The 18,720-nt window shown below is 54.0% G+C and carries 16 protein-coding genes; 6 read left to right on the top strand and 10 right to left on the bottom strand.

Features of this window, described 5'->3' with window-relative positions; genetic code table 11:
* The first annotated feature begins 165 nt into the window (after positions 1 to 165).
* A complete protein-coding gene (gene proP / locus CG67_RS16895) occupies positions 166 to 1,638 on the top strand; it encodes a glycine betaine/L-proline transporter ProP (RefSeq protein ID WP_029990699.1) in 1,473 nt (490 codons plus the stop codon).
* Positions 1,639 to 2,096: 458 nt separating this feature from the next.
* Here the strand turns inward: proP and CG67_RS16890 are convergent, their stop codons facing one another.
* The 6 genes from CG67_RS16890 to CG67_RS16860 all read right to left on the bottom strand — a co-directional run bounded on the left by CG67_RS16890 (position 2,097) and on the right by CG67_RS16860 (position 8,912).
* Positions 2,097 to 2,774 carry an ABC transporter ATP-binding protein gene (locus CG67_RS16890; RefSeq protein WP_025904105.1) on the bottom strand — a complete coding sequence of 226 codons (678 nt, stop codon included), beginning with the start codon at positions 2,772 to 2,774 and terminating at the stop codon, positions 2,097 to 2,099.
* The gene (locus tag CG67_RS16885) at positions 2,771 to 3,610 is read right to left on the bottom strand and encodes an ABC transporter ATP-binding protein (RefSeq protein WP_025904104.1); all 840 of its coding nucleotides are present in this window, start codon (positions 3,608 to 3,610) and stop codon (positions 2,771 to 2,773) included. The genes CG67_RS16890 and CG67_RS16885 overlap by 4 nt, the downstream gene beginning before the upstream one ends.
* Positions 3,600 to 4,451 carry an ABC transporter permease gene (locus CG67_RS16880; RefSeq protein WP_025904103.1) on the bottom strand — a complete coding sequence of 284 codons (852 nt, stop codon included), beginning with the start codon at positions 4,449 to 4,451 and terminating at the stop codon, positions 3,600 to 3,602. Before CG67_RS16880 ends, CG67_RS16885 begins: the two co-directional genes overlap by 11 nt.
* Positions 4,448 to 5,500, bottom strand: a complete 1,053-nt coding sequence (locus tag CG67_RS16875; protein ID WP_025904102.1) for an ABC transporter permease — start codon at positions 5,498 to 5,500, stop codon at positions 4,448 to 4,450. Before CG67_RS16875 ends, CG67_RS16880 begins: the two co-directional genes overlap by 4 nt.
* On the bottom strand, positions 5,500 to 7,068 hold the full coding sequence (locus CG67_RS16870; protein WP_025904101.1) for an ABC transporter substrate-binding protein: 1,569 nt from the start codon (positions 7,066 to 7,068) through the stop codon (positions 5,500 to 5,502). Before CG67_RS16870 ends, CG67_RS16875 begins: the two co-directional genes overlap by 1 nt.
* A 413-nt stretch (positions 7,069 to 7,481) precedes the next feature.
* Positions 7,482 to 8,912, bottom strand: coding sequence for a PLP-dependent aminotransferase family protein (locus CG67_RS16860; protein WP_025904099.1), 1,431 nt, complete (start codon positions 8,910 to 8,912; stop codon positions 7,482 to 7,484).
* A 90-nt stretch (positions 8,913 to 9,002) separates the two neighbouring features.
* On the opposite strand from CG67_RS16860, the gene CG67_RS16855 reads away from it, so the two are divergent.
* The 3 genes from CG67_RS16855 (at position 9,003) to CG67_RS16845 (ending at position 11,343) form a co-directional block, all read left to right on the top strand.
* A complete protein-coding gene (locus CG67_RS16855) occupies positions 9,003 to 9,620 on the top strand; it encodes a YitT family protein (protein ID WP_025904098.1) in 618 nt (205 codons plus the stop codon).
* Positions 9,621 to 10,053: 433 nt separating this feature from the next.
* Entirely contained in the window at positions 10,054 to 10,926 is an 873-nt protein-coding gene (locus CG67_RS16850; RefSeq protein ID WP_051170812.1) for a helix-turn-helix domain-containing protein, read from the top strand.
* A 99-nt stretch (positions 10,927 to 11,025) separates the two neighbouring features.
* The gene (locus CG67_RS16845) at positions 11,026 to 11,343 is read left to right on the top strand and encodes a hypothetical protein (protein WP_025904096.1); all 318 of its coding nucleotides are present in this window, start codon (positions 11,026 to 11,028) and stop codon (positions 11,341 to 11,343) included.
* A gap of 147 nt (positions 11,344 to 11,490) precedes the next feature.
* Here CG67_RS16845 and CG67_RS16840 read toward each other — a convergent pair whose 3' ends face one another.
* The gene (locus CG67_RS16840) at positions 11,491 to 12,678 is read right to left on the bottom strand and encodes an NAD(P)/FAD-dependent oxidoreductase (RefSeq protein WP_025904095.1); all 1,188 of its coding nucleotides are present in this window, start codon (positions 12,676 to 12,678) and stop codon (positions 11,491 to 11,493) included.
* A 233-nt stretch (positions 12,679 to 12,911) separates the two neighbouring features.
* Here CG67_RS16840 and pitA point away from each other — a divergent pair, with 233 nt between their 5' ends.
* A complete protein-coding gene (gene pitA, locus CG67_RS16835; RefSeq protein ID WP_038024948.1) occupies positions 12,912 to 14,399 on the top strand; it encodes an inorganic phosphate transporter PitA in 1,488 nt (495 codons plus the stop codon).
* A 219-nt stretch (positions 14,400 to 14,618) separates the two neighbouring features.
* Here pitA and uspB read toward each other — a convergent pair whose 3' ends face one another.
* A complete protein-coding gene (uspB, locus tag CG67_RS16830) occupies positions 14,619 to 14,954 on the bottom strand; it encodes a universal stress protein UspB (RefSeq protein ID WP_025904094.1) in 336 nt (111 codons plus the stop codon).
* A gap of 303 nt (positions 14,955 to 15,257) precedes the next feature.
* Between uspB and uspA the strand changes: the two genes are divergently transcribed.
* On the top strand, positions 15,258 to 15,689 hold the full coding sequence (gene uspA / locus CG67_RS16825; protein WP_025904093.1) for a universal stress protein UspA: 432 nt from the start codon (positions 15,258 to 15,260) through the stop codon (positions 15,687 to 15,689).
* 51 nt (positions 15,690 to 15,740) lie between these two features.
* Here uspA and rsmJ read toward each other — a convergent pair whose 3' ends face one another.
* Positions 15,741 to 16,511, bottom strand: a complete 771-nt coding sequence (gene rsmJ, locus CG67_RS16820) for a 16S rRNA (guanine(1516)-N(2))-methyltransferase RsmJ (RefSeq protein WP_025904092.1) — start codon at positions 16,509 to 16,511, stop codon at positions 15,741 to 15,743.
* A 6-nt stretch (positions 16,512 to 16,517) separates the two neighbouring features.
* The gene (prlC, locus tag CG67_RS16815) at positions 16,518 to 18,563 is read right to left on the bottom strand and encodes an oligopeptidase A (protein WP_025904091.1); all 2,046 of its coding nucleotides are present in this window, start codon (positions 18,561 to 18,563) and stop codon (positions 16,518 to 16,520) included.
* Positions 18,564 to 18,720: the final 157 nt, after the last annotated feature.

The raw sequence follows: 18,720 nt of genomic DNA, 5'->3' as shown, positions 1-18,720 counted from the left end.
ATATAGCATCATTATACTAAGGTAAATATACGTCAATAAGCATTGACCTGATTTAAGCCCACATCACTGGCTTCTTATAGCTTTCATTCCCTTCACTTATTATCAGTTTTATTAATGGCAACGAAAGCTATGCGACGCCCTCATTAATCACGTTTTGAGGACTCTATGACGAGCAACACGACGGAAAAACAGAAGAAGCATTTCTGGAACAAAAAAAAACCGAAAGAGCTGACGGTCGATGATATTACTATCGTCGATAACGACATGCTGAAGCGCGCCGTCGGTGCCGCAGCTCTGGGTAATGCCATGGAATGGTTCGACTTTGGTGTGTTCAGCTATCTGGCTGTCACCATCGGTAAAGTCTTTTTTGCAGACACCAGCGCGGCTGCACAGCTTATCGCCACCTTCGGTACCTTTGCTGCCGCCTTCCTGGTGCGTCCTTTAGGCGGTATGGTCTTTGGCCCGCTGGGAGACCGGTATGGTCGCCAGAAAATTCTGGCGATCACCATGATTATGATGGCCATCGGCACATTCTGTATCGGGCTGATCCCTTCTTATAACAGTATCGGCATTATGGCGCCTATCCTGTTACTGGCCGCGCGTCTGCTGCAGGGCTTCTCCACCGGCGGGGAATATGGTGGTGCTGCGACCTTTATCGCTGAATACTCCACCGATAAGCGCCGTGGATTTATGGGCAGTTTCCTGGAGTTCGGTACTCTGGGGGGTTATCTGCTGGGTGCCGGTCTGGTGACAGGACTGACCTCCGTGATGCCTGCACAGACCATGCTGGACTGGGGATGGAGAATTCCGTTCTTTATTGCCGCACCGCTCGGCCTGTTCGGTTTGTATGTGCGTTTAAAACTGGAAGAAACACCAGCATTCCAGCAACACATGGAAAAACAGGAAGCCCTGGAGCACAGCAAGCCGCGCCTGGGTCTGTTCCAGATGATGCATAAATACCGCGCCCAGATGCTGAAATGTATCGGTCTGGTATTGCTGTTCAATGTCTCAAACTACATGCTGACATCGTATATGCCAAGCTACCTGACCGGTATTCTGGGTCTGAGCGAGTTAAGCAGCCTGATCCTGGTGATGGTGGTGATGTTTGTGATGATGCCTCTGACCCTGTTCTGGGGCCACTGGACAGATAAAGTGGGTCGTCGTCCGGTGATTGCCGGGGGTGCAATTGGTCTGATTATTCTGTCCGTTCCCTGCCTGATGCTGATTGGTTCAGGGAGCATGTGGGGCGTCTTTTTCGGCCTGATCATTCTTGGTTTCGTCCATACCTGTTTCAGCGGCACCATGCCTGCCACCTTGCCGGCATTATTTACCACCGATATCCGTTACAGTGCCCTGGCGATCGGATTTAACCTCTCCGTCTCACTGTTCGGTGGTACGACACCGTTGCTGACCGCATGGCTGGTTGAGAAAACACATAACCTGATGATCCCGGCTTACTACCTGATGGCCGCCGGGGTGATTGGTCTGATCACCGTATTTACTCTGCGTGAAACAGCCCGTAAGCCACTGCGTGGCTCAACACCTGCTGTCGCCACTAAAGCAGAAGCGCTGAACCTGATCAAAAAGCTCCAGCGCCGCAACAAGAAAACTGACGCGAAAAACACGACACCACAGTAATTTTTGCGGTCATTCCCGCCGGGCACCTTGCCCGGCGTTTTTTTATCTGCCCTCCGGCCAGCATTCCCTCGTCTGTTCCCTTTGTCGTTCTGACACCCGTGAACCGCGAACCGATCTCCTTGTTCTTTCTGCATCCCGCGACCGGCCCCGGAACCCCTGCGGCGATATTTCCATGCGGTAAACGGGTATCACTCCTGCTCTCCGCCCGGCTCAGCTCAGGGCAGACATCAGGCTCTCCTGTCCGTAACCGCCTTTGCCGCAAACACGGGTTTCGCTGCATAGCGGCCCTGCAAAGTATGACGGGTGGTAAGGAACAGGCACGGACGTCAGAACACTATCGATGGGTGGATGACAGGGGAAAAAAAGTCGCAAGGGACGTATCGGCGGGAATAAGGCGTTAAACATGGTGTCGCTTCCCCGGGATAAGTACGGACTTATCCCGGGGTGATGCCGGACGATCAGGCGCTATGGGACAGATGTCCTGCGCTCATCACGACGGAGCGATCACACATATGGTCAATCACATCCGGGTCATGGCTGACCAGCACCATGGTTAACTGGCTGTTTTGTTTCAGATCATTCAGCAGGTTAAGGATTTCCGCCTGCACTGACATATCCAGCGCCGAGGTCGGTTCATCCAGTAACAGGATCTTTGGCTGCAGTAACAATGCGCGGACTATCGCCACCCGCTGACGTTGTCCGCCGGATAACTGATGAGGGTAACGGTCGATTAACGCCGTATCCAGCCCTACCTCACGGAACCCCTGGCGGATCCGGTCATCGATGTTATCGAACCCGAACCGTTTCAGCGGCTCTGCCAGTGTACGGCGTAACCGGTGACGCGGGTGCAGCGAGGCATACGGATCCTGGAATACCATTTGGACATCACGACGCACCTGTCCGGTAAATTCTTTACCCGGTAAAACGTCAGTCCCCGCCAGAGTCATTTCTCCCTGCCAGTGAGGATTCAATCCCGCCATCACCCAGAGCAGAGAAGATTTCCCGCAGCCGGAAGGGCCGACCAGACCAAAACATTCGCCGGAAGCGACATTGAGGCTGGCATCTTCCACCACCTGGCGCAAATGATAGCCCTCCGGGTGATAGACATTCACGCCGGTCAGCCGGATAACACTCATGGTAACGCCTCCAGTGCTGCACGATCTAAGGTGGGTAAGCGCTGACCTTTCGTCGCCAGGCCCGGACGACACGCCCACAAGGTACGGGTATAAGGATGGCTGGCATGGGCCAGTTCTGACGCCGGCAGAGAATCCAGAATCCGCCCTTTATACATCACCATCACACGCTGACAATGGTCTGCGACCTGCTGTAAATCATGACTGATCAGCAGCAGGCCCATATCCCGTTGTGACACCAGGTCCTGGATCAAGGCCAGCACCTGGTCACGCATCCTATGGTCTAACGCCGACGTCGGTTCATCGGCAATCAGGAACTCCGGATCGGTGATCAACGCTATCGCCAGCATAATGCGCTGCCCCATCCCGCCGGATAGCTGATTCGGATAACGTTTAATCAGCTGTTGCGGATTCGGTAACCCTACCGCATCCAGCATTTCGAGCACTTTTTCCCGACGCTGGCGGCGGCTGAGTGACCGGTGCAGGATCAATGGCTCTTCCACCTGCCAGCCGATGGTGCGGGAGGGGTTCAGGGCATATTTCGGGTCCTGCATGACCATAGCGACCTTACCGCCACGTAACCGTGTCCAGTCACGCGGAGTGAGTGTCAGAGCATTATTCCCGGCAATCGTCAGTTCCTGTGCATTCACTGTCAGCGTCGGCGCCAGCAGCCCCATCAGGCTGCGTGCCGTCAGTGACTTCCCTGACCCGGATTCACCCACCAGCGCCACACGCTCACGCCCCAGACGGAATGAGATATCGTTAACCAGAGCACGACCTTCCGGCAGTCCAATGGATAACCTCTCCGCAATAATAAAAGGAGTCGATTCAACTGTCATGACGGCTATCCAGTCGGTCGCGCAGACCGTCACCAATGAAATTAAAGGTCAGGCTGGCCAGCAAAATGGCCCCGCCCGGTGCCGCAGCCACCCACCACTGGTCGAAAATCACTTTGCCCCCTTCAGCAACCATTGAGCCCCATTCCGCGGTCGGTGGACGAACCCCCATCCCCAGAAAGCCTAAGCCAGCAGCGGACAGAATAATCCCCCCGAGACTCAGCGCAGCACGCACGACGGCGCTCGGTAAACAGAGCGGTAAAATGTGGCCCAGAATCAATGGCAGTCCACGAATACCCTGCATTCTGGCAGCAGCCAGATAATCACTGCGGCGCAACTGCTGGGTTTCCGCCCGGGCCTGACGGGCAAACGGCGGCCAACTGGTCAGTGCCAGGGCTAATGCGCCATTCAGTAACCCCGGACCCAGGACCGCCACCATCGCTAGTGCAATCACCAGGCTGGGTAGTGCCAGAAAAATATCGGTAATACGCATCAGGACCCGTTCTGTCCAGCCACCTAAATAGCCAGCCGCCATCCCGACCGCCATCCCGACCGGGACGGTTAATACCAGAATAAAAATGATCAGCACCAGGGTCGGACGGGTACCGTAAATCACCCGGGAAAGCAGATCCCGGCCAAAGCTATCGGTCCCCAGCCAGTGAAGCTCAGATGGCGGCAGTAACCGGCCAGCCATATTCTGTGCATTCGGGTCAAACGGTGCCAGCCAGGGAGCAAAAATCGCCGCCAGCACCAGCAGGGTTAATAATCCGCAGCCAAGCGCCAGTAAAAACGGGATCCTGCGCCGGGATTGGGTCGCAGATGAACGGGAAGTTAATTCAGTCATCGTGTTCTCGGATCTGTGAGCCAGACCAGCGCATCAGTCAGCGCATTGATCAGGATAAAACAGGCACCCACTACTAAGGTTGTCCCCAGAATGGCAGGGAAATCAGCAGCAAACAGCGCATTCGTCAGATAACGTCCCATGCCGGGCCATGAAAAAACGCTTTCTGTTAAGACGGAGCCTTCCAGCAGAGACACATAGGAAAGCATCACCACCGTAATCAATGTTCCCCGGGTATTCGGCAGTAAATGATGCCAGAGAATACGCCAGCGGCTTGCCCCTTTCGCCAGAGCGAGAGTGACATATTCTTTGCTGTTCTCTTCCAGTAAGGTCGCGCGTAACAGGCGGGTAATCGATGCGGTGGATAATAATCCCAGCGTCGCCACCGGCAGCCACAGATGGGCTAATGCATTGATAAACATGGCACGATCACCGGACAACCAGCTATCAATCAGCACAATTCCTGTTTTCGGTTCCAGCGTATACGTATACAAATCATCCAGTTGGCCGGGACCGGCTGACCAGTGCAGTACCGCATAAAACAGCAGCAAGCCCAGCAGGCCGAACCAGAATACCGGGACGGAATAGCCCAGCAAAGAGACAATCCGCGCCAGATGATCGATCCAGCTTTTCGGACGCCAGACCGAAATCAGCGCCAGGCTGATGCCGCAGACGGCACCGACAATCAGCGAGCAGGTGGCCAGCGTGAATGTCGCCGGGAAAGTCCGCAGTAAATCACTGAGTACCGGCTGCCCGGTGCTCTGTGAAATCCCCAGATTACCGTGGGCCAGTTGCTTCAGGTAATCCCAGAACTGCCGCGGCACAGACTGGTCTAACCCCAGCTGATGGCGGACCTGCGCATACGTAGACGCACTCGCATGATCCCCCACCAGCTGTAACACCGGATCGACAGTTGAAAGATGAGACAGCGTGAAGGTAAACGCCAGCAGACCTAAAAGTGTCACTACCAGTGATAACAGGTTACCGGCGAGGCGCTGTACAAGCCGCCCCAAACCCGCAGCGCGACTCGAAGGTTGCGCTGAGGTTGCCATTACTTCGTCACCTGGTTGTAGAACACCATATCCGGGTTCATGCCCTGCTGATAACCTTTCAGATTATCGCGTAATGCGATCAGCTGACGCGCCTGCAGACCAATCACATAAGGCGAACTTTTCAGTACCTGACGCTGCAGTTTCTGATACATCGCGGCACGTTGCTGGTTATCGCTCTCACCGACAGCCTGCTTCGTTTCTGCCGTTAATGCAGGAATATCCCAGCCTGCACGGGCGGCCAGTGTACTGCTGCCATTTTCAGGGTTTGAGGCAAAAGCGGCCGCATTGGAGTTCGGATCAAAGTAGTCAGGCCCCCAGGACGTGACCGTCGCATCGAATTTATGGCTGGAAATCTTCGCCGTAATTTCACTGCTGATCCCCGGGATAAGGGTAACCTTCACGCCAGCTTTCGCAAAACTTGCCTGTAATGCCTGAGCAATATCCAGATAAGGTGGCTGGTTATTGACGATCAGGTTGAAGCTGACATTTTTCAGTCCGGCTTTCGCCAGGATGGCTTTCGCTTTTTCCGGGTTGTAGGTATATGGCGTATCTTTTAACGCGCCCAGGTAACCATCCGGCAAGAAGGTCTGATGCACAGAGAACTGGCCTCTGAGCAGATCATTCGCAATACCATTATAATCAAACAGATAACGTGCAGCTTCCCAGAATGCCGGGTTAGCCATCACCGGAGAAGACTTCACGTTAAACAATAAATAGTAAAGTGATGCGATAGGGACCGCGACCGGCTTCACGCCGGGTTTGTGTTTCAATGCACTGAACTGATCACTGCCCAGGTTACGGGCAATATCCGCATCGCCCTGCTCAACCAGTAAGAGGCGGGTAGCGACTTCCGGCACGTTTTTGATCAGGACATTCTTAAGCTTAGGCGCTCCTGCCGGAGAGTCCGGGTTGGCGGTCATCAGCAGAACTTCATGCGGGACATAGCGACGGATCTGATACGGGCCGCTACCGGCGGAGTGGGTGTTCAGCCACTGGTGACCCAAATCACCCTGCACCTGGTGGCTATCGGCCTCTTTTTCATCAACAATAGAAGCAACCGGTGCAGAGAGCAGGCTCAGGACAAAGGACGGGCTGACATCGGCGGTCCAGTGGATAGCAACCTGATTGTCACTCACTTTGGTCAGTTCGCTGTCGACATTCTTCGCGTTCCAGCCTAACTGCGTCAGGATAAAGGAAGGCTCAAGATTCAGTTTCACCACACGTGACAGAGAGAAGATCACATCTTCCGGACGCACCGGGTTACCGCTGGCAAATTTGGCTCCGTCACGCAGCGTAAATACCAGGCTGCGATTATCCGCACCCGCCTTCCAGGAAGAAGCCAGCGTCGGACGCAGATCCACCGGATTTGACGGATCAGACTGCAACAGGCGCTGATAAAGGCTGTTAAAGGATTGTACGGTCGACAGCTCAAAACCCTGTGCCGGATCGAAGCTGATAGCATCATCCAGAGACTGAGCGACAACGAGCGTGTCAGGAGGAGTTGCACTGAACGCGGCCATGGACGTCGTCATCATAGCCAGCGCGAGACCTATCAATGTTTTTTTCATCTGAGTTCCTTGCTGAGAACTAACAACGCACCTGAACCGGAAGCCGTCGTCCGGAACGGGAAGTTAGTTTGTTATTCTTTATTGTTATATATAAACAATTACTTATCACTTCTGTAATTTATCGGATTTTATTAAGTTCGGCTAGGGTTGTCAGCGATAAAGTCGTTTCCTTTACACTGACTAACCCCTGACTGACAGCAGGATCCGCAAACGGCAGACATTCCCGCAGGCTGATCAGTGCCCTTTCCTCCCACACCAGGCCGCATTGAACCATCAGAAACATTGCTATAAATGCGAAAATCGCCGGGCCGGCAGGCTCTTTATACATAACGATATGTCATTCTTATCTTTGTCCGGACAGATGTCATTCGGATAAAACAACCCCGGCAATACTGATGGTGTGACGGCAGTATTCAGTAAACTGGCCGGCCTGAAGGCGGTAACTCCGGCATATCGGGTAACGATGACCAGAGCGGCTGCAGGCGCTGAAAGGCCTGTTGTAATGTGGCTTCATCTGCGCTGAAAGGCATACGCAGATAGCGATCAAACGCGCCTGAAATCCCGAAGCGTGTCCCGGTCCCCAGAAGAATGCCCGCCTCACTGGCACGTGACGCAAAGCGGGTCGCCAGCCTGCCCGGCAGCTCAACCCAGAAAGACAAGCCGCCCGCCGGTACCTGATATTTCCATGCCGGAAACCAGGTCTGCATCAGTTGACCACAGATATCCCGCCGCTGTTGCAGCATCTGCCGGCGCTGCGGTAAAAACTGATCGCTGTTATCCAGCAACCACTCACAGACCACCTGCTCCGTGAGCGGGGAAGCCAGATCCAGCGAATCACGTATCTGCACCAGAGAGGCAATCTGCGATGCAGACGCCCGTATCCAGCCAATCCTTAAGCCACCCCAGTAACTTTTCGACGCCGAGCCCAGGCAGATCACTTCGCCCGGCCGGGCAAAAGCGGCCACCGGTGCCGGCGGAGGCTGCTGATACCATAATTCTGCCAGCGTCTCATCGATCACCAGCGGCGTCCGGTAACGGGCAGCCAGTGCAGTGATTTCCGCACGGCTCTCTTCCCCCATACAGTACCCGGTCGGATTATGGTAATCCGCAATCAGATACGCCAGCCGGGGCGAGGTCTGTGCCAGGGCGGCAGCCAGCCCGCCATGATCCCAGCGTCCCTCTGAAAAAGAGACACCGATTGGCTGGCAGGAAGCCCCGCGGATAGCCGATAGTGCAGAAGGGTAAGTAGGATGATCGACCAGTACCCGGTCACCGGGGCCGGTCAGCCACCGCAGAATCAACGCCAGACCGCTGACCGCACCGTTCACGACCATCACTTCGTCCGGTCGTGTGGGTAAACCACGGGAACAATAACGACGTGCAATGGCTTCTCTCAGCGAACGTAATCCCCGGGGATCATAGCCCGTGGCAAGTGAATACTCAGGGTAGCGTAGTAAAGCCTGACGAAATGCCTGATGAATTTCCGGTCCGGCACTCAGGGAAGCCGTCGATAAATCCAGCGCACTCCCCGCCGACATTGAGCCCGGGATATGCACAGCATCCTCCGGCAGCGTAATGCAACTGCCGCTGCCCTGCCGGCTTCGCACGAAACCCTGTTCCCGCAACAGGGATAAAGCACTGCTGACCGTTGTACGACTGATCTTCAGTCCCGTGGCAAGTTCACGCTCACCGGGCAGGCGGGTTCCCTGTACCAGTCGCCCGTCCAGAACCAGCAACCGTAAGGCAGACGCCAGTTGCTGCCACAGCGGGATCCGGGAAGGTGTTTGCTGCCAGTTTCCCAGCATCTCTATCAGAGAGTGATGACCAAGGCGTCTTAAAGACATAGCGATCCACTTTATTTAAACTGGCTATTAATTATCGATCCATTTCAGATAACAATCATTTTGCTGTCAACCTGCCACCGGGAAAAAATGATGCTGAAACGACTGATACAACTTTATTGCGGATTAACGATATACGGTATTTCGTGTGCCCTGTATATCCATTGCGGACTGGGTGCTGACCCGTGGGATGTCTTTCATCCGGGCATCGCCCGCTGGCTTTCGGTGAATGTCGGTACCGTAATGATTGTGACCGGCGCGCTGGTATTACTTTTCTGGATCCCTCTGCGGCAACGCCCGGGCCTGGGGACGCTGAGTAATGTTGTCGTTCTCGGGTTAGCCACTGACGCCGCCCTCGCGGTCATGCCGCCGCTCACCTCGCTGGCAGCACGTTGTCTGATGCTGGCGGCAGCCATTATCCTGAACGCGATTGCCACCGTCATGTATATCTGTGCCGGTTTCGGTCCAGGCCCCCGTGATGGCCTGATGACCGGCATACACCGTCGTACCGGTATTTCATTACGGCTCATTCGTACCGTTATCGAAGTGACGGTTTTACTGACCGGCTGGCTGGCAGGCGGGACGGTGGGGCCAGGAACACTGCTTTATGCCCTGACCATTGGCCCGTTAATTCAGTTCTTTTTACCCTGGTTCCGCAACGGCCACAGCGAACTGACACAACGGAAACCTGTCACAGAAAAGTCTGTCTGAGCCGCCACTCCCCTTTTCGGAAGTACCGGTGAGTGATCAGTGAAATAAAAAGGGTGCAAAGTCATGAGCCGGTTTAAACAATGATGATCTGCCGGCCCTTATTTATCAGCAACCGGTTCTGCCAATCATGCCATTGCCAGGGAGCGCGCGGTTTATCAGGAAGCATGCCCCTTTCAGCCCTTTGTCAGGGGCGGAATACTCAAGGAATAACGGAGATACGGGTATAAACAGCGATGATTATATCCGTGCTGCTATAAATAACGATTTCCAACCGGGTAACATCGTTGAATATTTTCCGGATAACGTAAGTTTTACAATAGTAATTATTAAGTTAAATTATCAATAATTACTATTAAATATATCGTTATCCCTGATTATAGATATTCGTAAACTTTGCCGCTAAGATATTAACAATATCAGGGAGGCTGCGTTGATGAATACATTTACCCGTGATCTGCTGGAGTGGATAGAGAATAATCTCACCGGCAAACTGACAATTGATGATGTTTCAGCGAAAGCCGGCTACAGTAAATGGCATTTACAACGCATTTTCAGGGAAGATACCGGTTTTCAGCTGGCCTCTTATATTCGTTACCGCAAACTGAATAAAGCGGCGATGATCCTCAAGATGACCCATATGCCGGCAGTCGAAATCAGCGAGTTACTGGGGTTCAGTACCCAGCAGACGTTTACACGATCGTTTACCCGTCATTTCGGGGCAGCTCCTGGCAAATACCGGGATTCCAGTGAATGGAATTTCCGCGGTATGGTGGCCCGGCCCACCGTTAACCTGTCAGAACTTCCTGAAGCCGAAAGTGTGACCCATGGTCCGGGTATCATTCCCGGCCTGAGCCTGAGCTACTTTTGTGACTATAGTGACCTGGAAGATGTGAATTATCACTGCGAACAACGTAAGCACTTACTATCAAAAGCTGTCTCGGTATTCAAGGGAACACTACCCCAGGTTGTCGCTGAAAATTTCGAACCCGATGCGAACTGCGGTCGTGTAAAATTTACCCTGACATTCCATCGCCATGTACAGGAAATTCGCTACCAGAACGCTTCCCCTGAGAGGTTTCTGCGCTTTCGTTTTTCCGGCACCCGGCAACAGTTGATCAATATGCAGGCGGATATCTACCAGTATGTGATGCCTTTCCGCCCGGAAGCCCGCCGCCAGGGACCCGATTTTTTTGTCTGCCATCCGGAATTGCCTGTCATCTCTCCGGAACTGAACGATACCTTCTCCGGGTCGTACTATATTCCGGTCTCGGCTTCCGGTAGTGACCCACAGCCACCCTGTATGTAAGATATCCGGTACAAAGCCATCACCATGGGATGGGATAAACCGTGTGCGCTGCTCAGGGGATCCCCGGGCACCTTCCCATGGTCAACACCAGGAGTTGCCGTGAAATTTCGTTCCGCATTATGTTTTGCTGTTCTTACTTCAGCCATTAGCTTTACCGCTGCCGCCCAATGGCCACCGGAAACCGGGGCGCAGGTTCCTGGCAATGCCCTGGAGTATCCTACTCGTCTCTCCGCCGTTAACAGTTCACTGGAACAGATGCTGGATCAGGGCGCGGTGATCATTTCTTCGTCCCTCGGGACTGACGGCCCGCTAGTGACTATCCGAAAAGGCAAACATTACATTTTTTGTATGCTGAAAGGTGCCGGTAGCGGTTCAGACCAGAATGTGGCGACGTCGAAATGTTATGCCATGAACTGATATTCCCGGCATGAACAACCCTGTCTTGCTGAAGGCCTCTCCGATACCAGAAGTCAGGCCTGAACGGAGGTTAGCAGACCTTCACTGACGGGCCGCAAACCGGCACAGTGAAGGTCTGATTGCATCACGCGTTACGTTATGCGTTGCTTACAACGCCGCAGCACAGGCGGCAGCAGAACTCCAGGCCCACTGGAAATTATATCCGCCCAGCCAGCCGGTCACATCCACAACTTCCCCGATAAAAAAGAGCCCCGGCACATCACGGGCTTCCATGGTTCGCGAGGAAAGCTGGTCGGTATCGACACCTCCCAGGGTGACTTCCGCGGTGCGATAACCTTCGGTACCGTTCGGCTGCACCGTCCAGCGGTTCAGTTGCCCGACCAGCTGTTGTTGTTGTTTGCTATTCAGCTGTTTGAGTGTCAGGTCAGGCACCACCTCCTGTTGCTGCAGTACCTCGGTCAGCCGTTTCGGCAGCAGTTTTGCCAGACAATTCTTCAGGCTCAGGTTCGGGTGCGTTTCACGTTGCCGGTTCAGGAAGTCATCCAGCGGCGTTTCTGGCACCAGATCAATCTCTAAGGCTTCTCCCGGCTGCCAGTAACTGGAAATCTGCAGCATGGACGGGCCTGAAAGGCCACGGTGGGTAAACAGCATCGCTTCTTTAAACTGCTTTCCACCACTCGCCGTCACCGTCACCGGCACGGCCACCCCGGACAGGGGCTGGAGCTGTTCCAGCAATGGCTTATGCAAGGTAAAGGGGACCAGTGCTGCCCGTGTCGGTAGTACCCGTAACCCGAACTGTGCGGCAAGTTTGTAACCGAAAGGAGTGGCCCCCAGACCCGGCATGGATAGCCCTCCGGAAGCGATAACAAGTTTGCGGGTACTTACATCCATTCCGTTAAGCTGTAACCGGTACTCCCCGTCGGACGTCCGTTCGGTCTGCAGGATCTCTGTCCGCAGGCGCAGGGTAACATTACCCGCCTCACATTCCGCCAGCAGCATATCGACTATCTGTTGTGCCGAGTCATCACAAAATAACTGGCCGAGTGTTTTTTCATGCCACGCGATACCATACCGATCCACCAGCTCAATAAAATCCCACTGTGTATAGCGAGCAAGTGCTGACTTACAAAAGTGAGGGTTTTGTGAAAGGTACGCACCGGGTTCGGTATACAGATTGGTAAAATTACAACGGCCGCCCCCGGACATAAGGATTTTGCGTCCCGCTTTCTTACCATTATCAAGCACCAGAACATTAAGGCCACGCTGTCCGGCCTGAGCGGCACAAAACAGGCCTGCGGCCCCCGCTCCGACGATGATGACGTCAAACTTTTCCATGCTTCCCCCGGCTAAAAACGGCTGATTGTAAAGAGATGGTGTTACGGACTCCAGAATGAAAATTTCTTATATGGCAGGCTTTAACATAACTGACTAATTTAAAAGATTTTTTATAAATTAATTTTCCCTTAATCTGGCCACTGGCGGAAAAAAAGCGATATTTTCCTTCCCTGAACGCACCTCTCTCGCTGATAATGCGCCAGGTTCATGTCCTCAAAAAATGGCGTAACGTTATGCTACATCTTTTTGCTGGTATCGATTTAAGTACTGGCCTGCTACTGGTAGTGGCCCTGTTGTTTGTTTTGTTCTACGAAGCAATCAACGGGTTTCATGATACCGCTAATGCAGTTGCAACGGTAATTTATACCCGCGCAATGCGTGCGCAGCTTGCTGTCGCAATGGCGGGGATCTTTAACTTCTTAGGGGTTCTGTTAGGCGGACTCAGCGTAGCTTATGCTATCGTCCATATGCTGCCGACCGACCTGTTGCTTAACGTGGGTTCTGCTCACGGGCTGGCCATGGTCTTTTCCATGTTGCTGGCAGCAATCATCTGGAACCTCGGTACCTGGTATTTCGGTTTACCCGCATCCAGTTCGCATACACTTATCGGGGCTATTATCGGTATAGCACTGACGAATGCGTTAACCACCGGTACATCGCTGGTTGAAGCACTCAATATCCCGAAAGTGATCAACATCTTTATGTCACTGATCCTGTCACCGATTGTCGGTATGGTATTAGCGGGTTTATTGATCTTCCTGCTGCGTAAGTACTGGAGCGGTACGCGTAAGCGCTCCCGCATCCACATGACACCGGCAGAACGTGAGAAGATTGACGGTAAGAAAAAGCCTCCTTTCTGGACCCGGATTGCGCTGATCGTCTCGGCGATCGGAGTCAGTTACTCCCATGGCGCTAACGATGGTCAGAAGGGTATCGGCCTGATTATGCTGGTGCTTATCGGGGTTGCCCCGGCCGGATTTGTGGTGAATATGGGTGCCTCAGGCTACGATATTACCCGTACCCGGGATGCCGTTGACCATCTGGAGCAATACTACCAGCAGAACAGCCAGTCGTTGCAAACCATTATTGCACCGGCGCTGACGCCTGCCGCGATGAGTACACCGGTTGAAGAATTCCACTGCAGCAACGAACGTGCGCTGGAAGCGGTCGCTCATGCCCGCGGTATGCTGACTAACCTGACCAGCTATGATCAGCTCACCCCGGACAACCGTGCGCAGTTGCGTCGCTTACTGCTGTGTATCTCTGATACGGCAGATAAAGTGGCAAAACTACCACAGACCAGCGCGCAAAATCAGCGTTACCTGGGTGACCTGCGTCATGACCTGCTGGGCACTATCGAATATGCCCCGGTCTGGATCATTGTTGCCGTTGCTCTGGCGCTCTCTGCCGGAACCATGGTGGGCTGGCGTCGCGTGGCCACAACTATCGGTGAAAAAATCGGTAAGAAAGGCATGACTTATGCTCAGGGGATGTCTGCTCAGGTGACTGCCGCAGCCTCCATCGGGATTGCCAGTTATACCGGAATGCCGGTCTCCACCACGCATATCCTGTCATCTTCGGTGGCCGGAACCATGCTGGTTGATGGCGGTGGTCTGCAAAGTAAAACGATCAAGAACATTGCGATGGCCTGGATTTTAACCCTGCCGGTCTCTGTTCTGTTATCCGCATCGTTATACTGGATTGCCTTGCAGATTATCTGATGCCCTTGTCCTGAAAGAAAAGGCTGCCCACGGGCAGCCTTTTTTATGCGTTTTGCGTAGCCATCAGGCTATGAGGGGCCCTCTGGCCTATGCGCCTGACCGGGGACAATGCCGCGCCCCCTCCGGAGCCGGATCTCCCGGTGATGATATGCCATCCTGCCTGTTAGCCAGGTTTTACCGGCTTTCAGAACATCATGCTAATCCCGGCCCGTGCTGTCATCAATGCAGTATCAGCAGCCCCGCCAGAGCGATGATCACGGCAGCACACAGGGCACTGGTAAGAATGAACTGGCGGCGCACCCGTTCGCAATGAAAGATAAATTCATATTCGTGATGACCGCGGTAACGTCGTTCATAAAGGTAACGGGCCAGTTGCAGTTGCATAGCCGGACGTCCCCGCGGAGTAAAGAAACCTGCTCCGTCCACCTGTTGGTACAGATGAGGGTCACAGGTACGCATGACAGCCAGTAAGGTCCGTAACGCCGAAAAGTACCGCACTATATTTATCGCACAGACAATAACGGTGGCGGTAAAAAGTGCAGTGATAGTCATCATATCGTCTATGTTCCCCCTGAAACTGGTATCACGCGGCCTGCCAAAGCCTCTGGCGCCCCGCGATCGGTTGTCATATGTTTGAAGGCCGGGTTAACGGGTTATATCACGTCCTTTTGACCTGCTTCACACTTCCCGCTTACCGGCCGGCAGACAATACTTCTATACTCAGTTGAAGAGCCGTATGGTAGGATAAATCCACAGAACACAACAGAAAATCGTCATCGTGGTCGGCGGCTTACCCGCTCAGGCGTGTCACATTGTCTATGCTGCTGACCCTTACTTTTCCGCTTTAAGGAGTCTGTCATGTCTTATAAACATATTCTGGTCGCAGTTGACCTTTCACCGGAAAGTCAGCTGCTGGTTGAGAAAGCGGTCTCTCTCGCCAGCCCCTATGAAGCTAAAGTCTCTTTAATTCATGTAGACGTGAACTATTCAGATCTCTACACCGGACTGATTGACGTGAATCTCGGTGACATGCAAAAACGCATCTCCCAGGAAACGCAAACGGCGCTGACCGAACTGTCGACCAATGCCGGCTATCAGATCAGCCAGACACTGAGCGGCAGCGGCGACCTGGCACAGGTCTTACTGGACGCGATTAATCGTTATCAGGTTGACCTGGTCATTTGTGGTCACCACCAGGATTTCTGGAGCAAACTGATGTCTTCCGCACGCCAGCTCATCAACACCGTGCATATCGATATGCTGATTGTTCCTATGAAGGATGACGAATAATCGTCACTGAACCGGCCCCGGCCCTGTCCCCCGGGACAGGGCCGGTTTCCGTCAGTCTGCGCTCTCTGTCACCGGGTCCAGTGGCGGGTAGATATCGAACCGGTGACTTTTGGTGACGACTGCAGAACTGGTCGCCACACCATCCAGCGGTTCGGCGTAGTCCGGACGTTTAACCACTATCCGTTTTTTTGCCAGCCACCGGGCCGGTGTCAGCAAAGAATCGGCATCCTCATCGGCTCCCACCAGTGACTGAAAGACCCGCATTTCTTTTTTCACCATGGCGCTTTTCTGCCGATGGGGATACATCGGGTCCAGATAGACCACATCCGGGCGCGGGCTGATTTCTGTCAGTGCCTGCTGACTGGTGGCATGGATAAGCGTCAGACGTTGCTGTAACCAGTGACCAATTTCTGCATCACGATAACCACGCTGCAGACCATCGTCGAGTAACGCAGCCACGACAGGATGACGTTCCAGCATCCTGACCCGGCAACCGGTCGCCGCCAGTACGAAAGCATCCCGGCCCAATCCCGCCGTGGCATCCACCACATCAGGCAGGTAGTTGCCTTTAATGCCGACGGCTTTCGCCACCGCTTCTCCACGCCCGCCACCGAATTTACGGCGGTGCGCCATCGCGCCGGACACAAAGTCGACATAAATACCGCCGAGTTTGGGTTCATCACGCTTTCGTAACTCCAGCCGCTCCGGCGTCATCACCAGCGCCATCGGGGCGGTTTCGTCGTGGGTTAACTGCCAGCGTTGTGCCAGAACAGATAAGGCGCCGTCTCCGGTGCCTGTTTCGTCAATCAGACAAATGTTCACCCGGAGTTATCCCCGGATCCCGTAATGCTCAAGCATCGCATCCAGCTCCGGCTCACGTCCGCGGAAACGGGTGAATAACACCATCGGCTCTTCAGATCCTCCGCGACTGAGGATGTTATCGAGGAATGACTGCCCGGTTTCCCGGTTGAAAATCCCCTCTTCCTCAAAGCGCGAGTAAGCATCGGCAGCCAGCACATCTGCCCACAGATAGCTGTAATAGCCTGCAGCATATCCGCCGGCAAAGATATGGCTGAAAGCATGCGGGAAACGTCCCCAGGACGGGGAAGGTACGACCGCGACCTCTTTCTTCACTTCCTGCAGGGTTTCCAGTACCCGGGCGCCTTTCGCCGGGTCATAACCGGCGTGCAGACGGAAGTCAAACAGTCCGAATTCCAGCTGACGCAGAATAAACATGGCCGCATTGTAGTTTTTCGCTGCCAGCATTTTTTCCAGCAGATCCTGAGGTAATGGCTCACCGGTTTCATAATGGCCGGAGATAAAGGCCAGTGCATCCGGCTCCCAGCACCAGTTTTCCATAAACTGGCTTGGCAGCTCGACGGCATCCCACGGTACGCCACTGATGCCGGAAACGCCTGCGGTATCCACTTCTGTCAGCATGTGGTGCAGACCATGACCGAATTCATGGAATAAAGTGATCACCTCATCATGGGTGAACAGCGCCGGCTGACCTTTCAGAGGACGGTTAAAGTTGCAGGTCAGGTACGCGACCGGTTTTTGCACTGAACCATCGGCGGCACGGCGACGGCGCCCTGCGCAATCATCCATCCAGGCGCCGCCACGTTTATTTTCCCGGGCATACAGGTCGAGGTAAAAACTGCCACGCAGCTCACCGCTCTCATCATACAGTTCAAAGAAACGGACATCCGGATGCCAGACATCCACATCCGTACGCTCTTTCGCCGTAATGCCGTAAATACGTTTTACGACTTCAAAAAGACCACTGACGGCTTTGTCTTCAGGGAAGTAAGGGCGCAGTTGCTCATCACTGATGGTGTAGAGATGCTGTTTCTGTTTCTCTGCATACCAGGTGATATCCCACGGTTCCAGGGTATCGACACCGTAATGGGTTTTGGCAAACTCACGCAACTGTGCCAGCTCTTTCTCACCCTGTGGCCGGGCGCGCTTCGCCAGATCACTCAGGAAATCCAGCACCTGTTGCGGGGACTGCGCCATTTTGGTCGCCAGCGATTTTTCCGCAAATGACCCGAAACCTAATAGTTGTGCAAATTCATGACGTAATGCCAGCTCTTCTTCAATCAGCGGGCCATTATCCCATTTACCGGCATTCGGCCCCTGGTCGGAGGCCCGGGTGCCGTAAGCGCGATACATCTCTTCACGCAGCGCCTGGTTCTCGCAGTAGGTCATCACCGGCAGGTAGCTCGGGATATCCAGCGTCAGTAACCAGCCCTGCTGCTCTTTCGCTTCCGCACGGGCTTTCGCTGCGGCCAGCGCACTCTCCGGCATCCCGGCCAGCTCGGCTTCGTCGGTGATAAGCTTGCTCCACCCCATGGTGGCATCCAGCACATTGTTACTGTAAGCCGCGCCGATTTCAGATAAACGGGCAGCGATTTCACCGTAACGTTGCTGTTTATCCTTCGGCAGACCGATGCCGGATAACTCAAATTCACGCAGGGCGTTATCGACTACTTTTTTCTGTTCCAGGGTCAGGGTCGCGTAGTTCTCACTCTCTTTCAGGCTGACATAGGCCTGATATAACCCTTCATGCTGTCCAAGCCAGGTACCGTATTCAGAGAGCAGAGGTAATACCTGCTCGTAAGCTTCACGTAACTCAGGACTGTTCTGCACCGAATTCAGATGGCTGACCGGAGAAAACAGACGCCCCAGACGGTCATCACTCTCTGCCAGCGGTTCACACAATGTTTCCCAGGTATAAGGGCCTTCCTGAGCAACGACTTTTTCAACCGCACTCCGGCAGTCTTTTAGCGCTTCGGTGACGGCAGGAACCACATGTTCCGGTTTAATCAACGAAAACGGCGGCAATATGAACGGTGTCAGTAATGGGTTAGTCATAGCACAATCCTGTTGGTGTTAGAGGGCGCTTTGCTTGCGCAATAAAAGAAGCATGGGGGCTGGCACACAGAAAATCAATGATCCGCCATCAGCAGGCCACGGGGATGCGAAAGGCAACGCTTCTCAGCGCCTTGTAAAACATCCCCGTCTTCCCCGC

Origin of the sequence: Tatumella sp. UCD-D_suzukii, assembly GCF_000611875.2 — a bacterium.
In the GTDB taxonomy this organism is placed as follows: Bacteria; Pseudomonadota; Gammaproteobacteria; order Enterobacterales; family Enterobacteriaceae; genus Tatumella; species Tatumella ptyseos.
Note: the sequence above shows the minus strand (reverse complement) of the source record. Positions and strands in the feature narration are given on the sequence as shown.

What these genes read in the sequence shown, in the direction of transcription:
- CG67_RS16870 (WP_025904101.1), bottom strand. Translation starts at nt 7,068, where the DNA reads ATGAAAAAAACATTGATAGGTCTCGCGCTGGCTATGATGACGACGTCC.
- CG67_RS16860 (WP_025904099.1), bottom strand. Translation starts at nt 8,912, where the DNA reads ATGTCTTTAAGACGCCTTGGTCATCACTCTCTGATAGAGATGCTGGGA.
- CG67_RS16880 (WP_025904103.1), bottom strand. Translation starts at nt 4,451, where the DNA reads ATGACTGAATTAACTTCCCGTTCATCTGCGACCCAATCCCGGCGCAGG.
- CG67_RS16840 (WP_025904095.1), bottom strand. Translation starts at nt 12,678, where the DNA reads ATGGAAAAGTTTGACGTCATCATCGTCGGAGCGGGGGCCGCAGGCCTG.
- CG67_RS16875 (WP_025904102.1), bottom strand. Translation starts at nt 5,500, where the DNA reads ATGGCAACCTCAGCGCAACCTTCGAGTCGCGCTGCGGGTTTGGGGCGG.
- prlC (WP_025904091.1), bottom strand. Translation starts at nt 18,563, where the DNA reads ATGACTAACCCATTACTGACACCGTTCATATTGCCGCCGTTTTCGTTG.
- pitA (WP_038024948.1), top strand. Translation starts at nt 12,912, where the DNA reads ATGCTACATCTTTTTGCTGGTATCGATTTAAGTACTGGCCTGCTACTG.
- CG67_RS16890 (WP_025904105.1), bottom strand. Translation starts at nt 2,774, where the DNA reads ATGAGTGTTATCCGGCTGACCGGCGTGAATGTCTATCACCCGGAGGGC.
- CG67_RS16850 (WP_051170812.1), top strand. Translation starts at nt 10,054, where the DNA reads ATGAATACATTTACCCGTGATCTGCTGGAGTGGATAGAGAATAATCTC.
- uspB (WP_025904094.1), bottom strand. Translation starts at nt 14,954, where the DNA reads ATGATGACTATCACTGCACTTTTTACCGCCACCGTTATTGTCTGTGCG.
- CG67_RS16885 (WP_025904104.1), bottom strand. Translation starts at nt 3,610, where the DNA reads ATGACAGTTGAATCGACTCCTTTTATTATTGCGGAGAGGTTATCCATT.
- proP (WP_029990699.1), top strand. Translation starts at nt 166, where the DNA reads ATGACGAGCAACACGACGGAAAAACAGAAGAAGCATTTCTGGAACAAA.
- uspA (WP_025904093.1), top strand. Translation starts at nt 15,258, where the DNA reads ATGTCTTATAAACATATTCTGGTCGCAGTTGACCTTTCACCGGAAAGT.
- CG67_RS16855 (WP_025904098.1), top strand. Translation starts at nt 9,003, where the DNA reads ATGCTGAAACGACTGATACAACTTTATTGCGGATTAACGATATACGGT.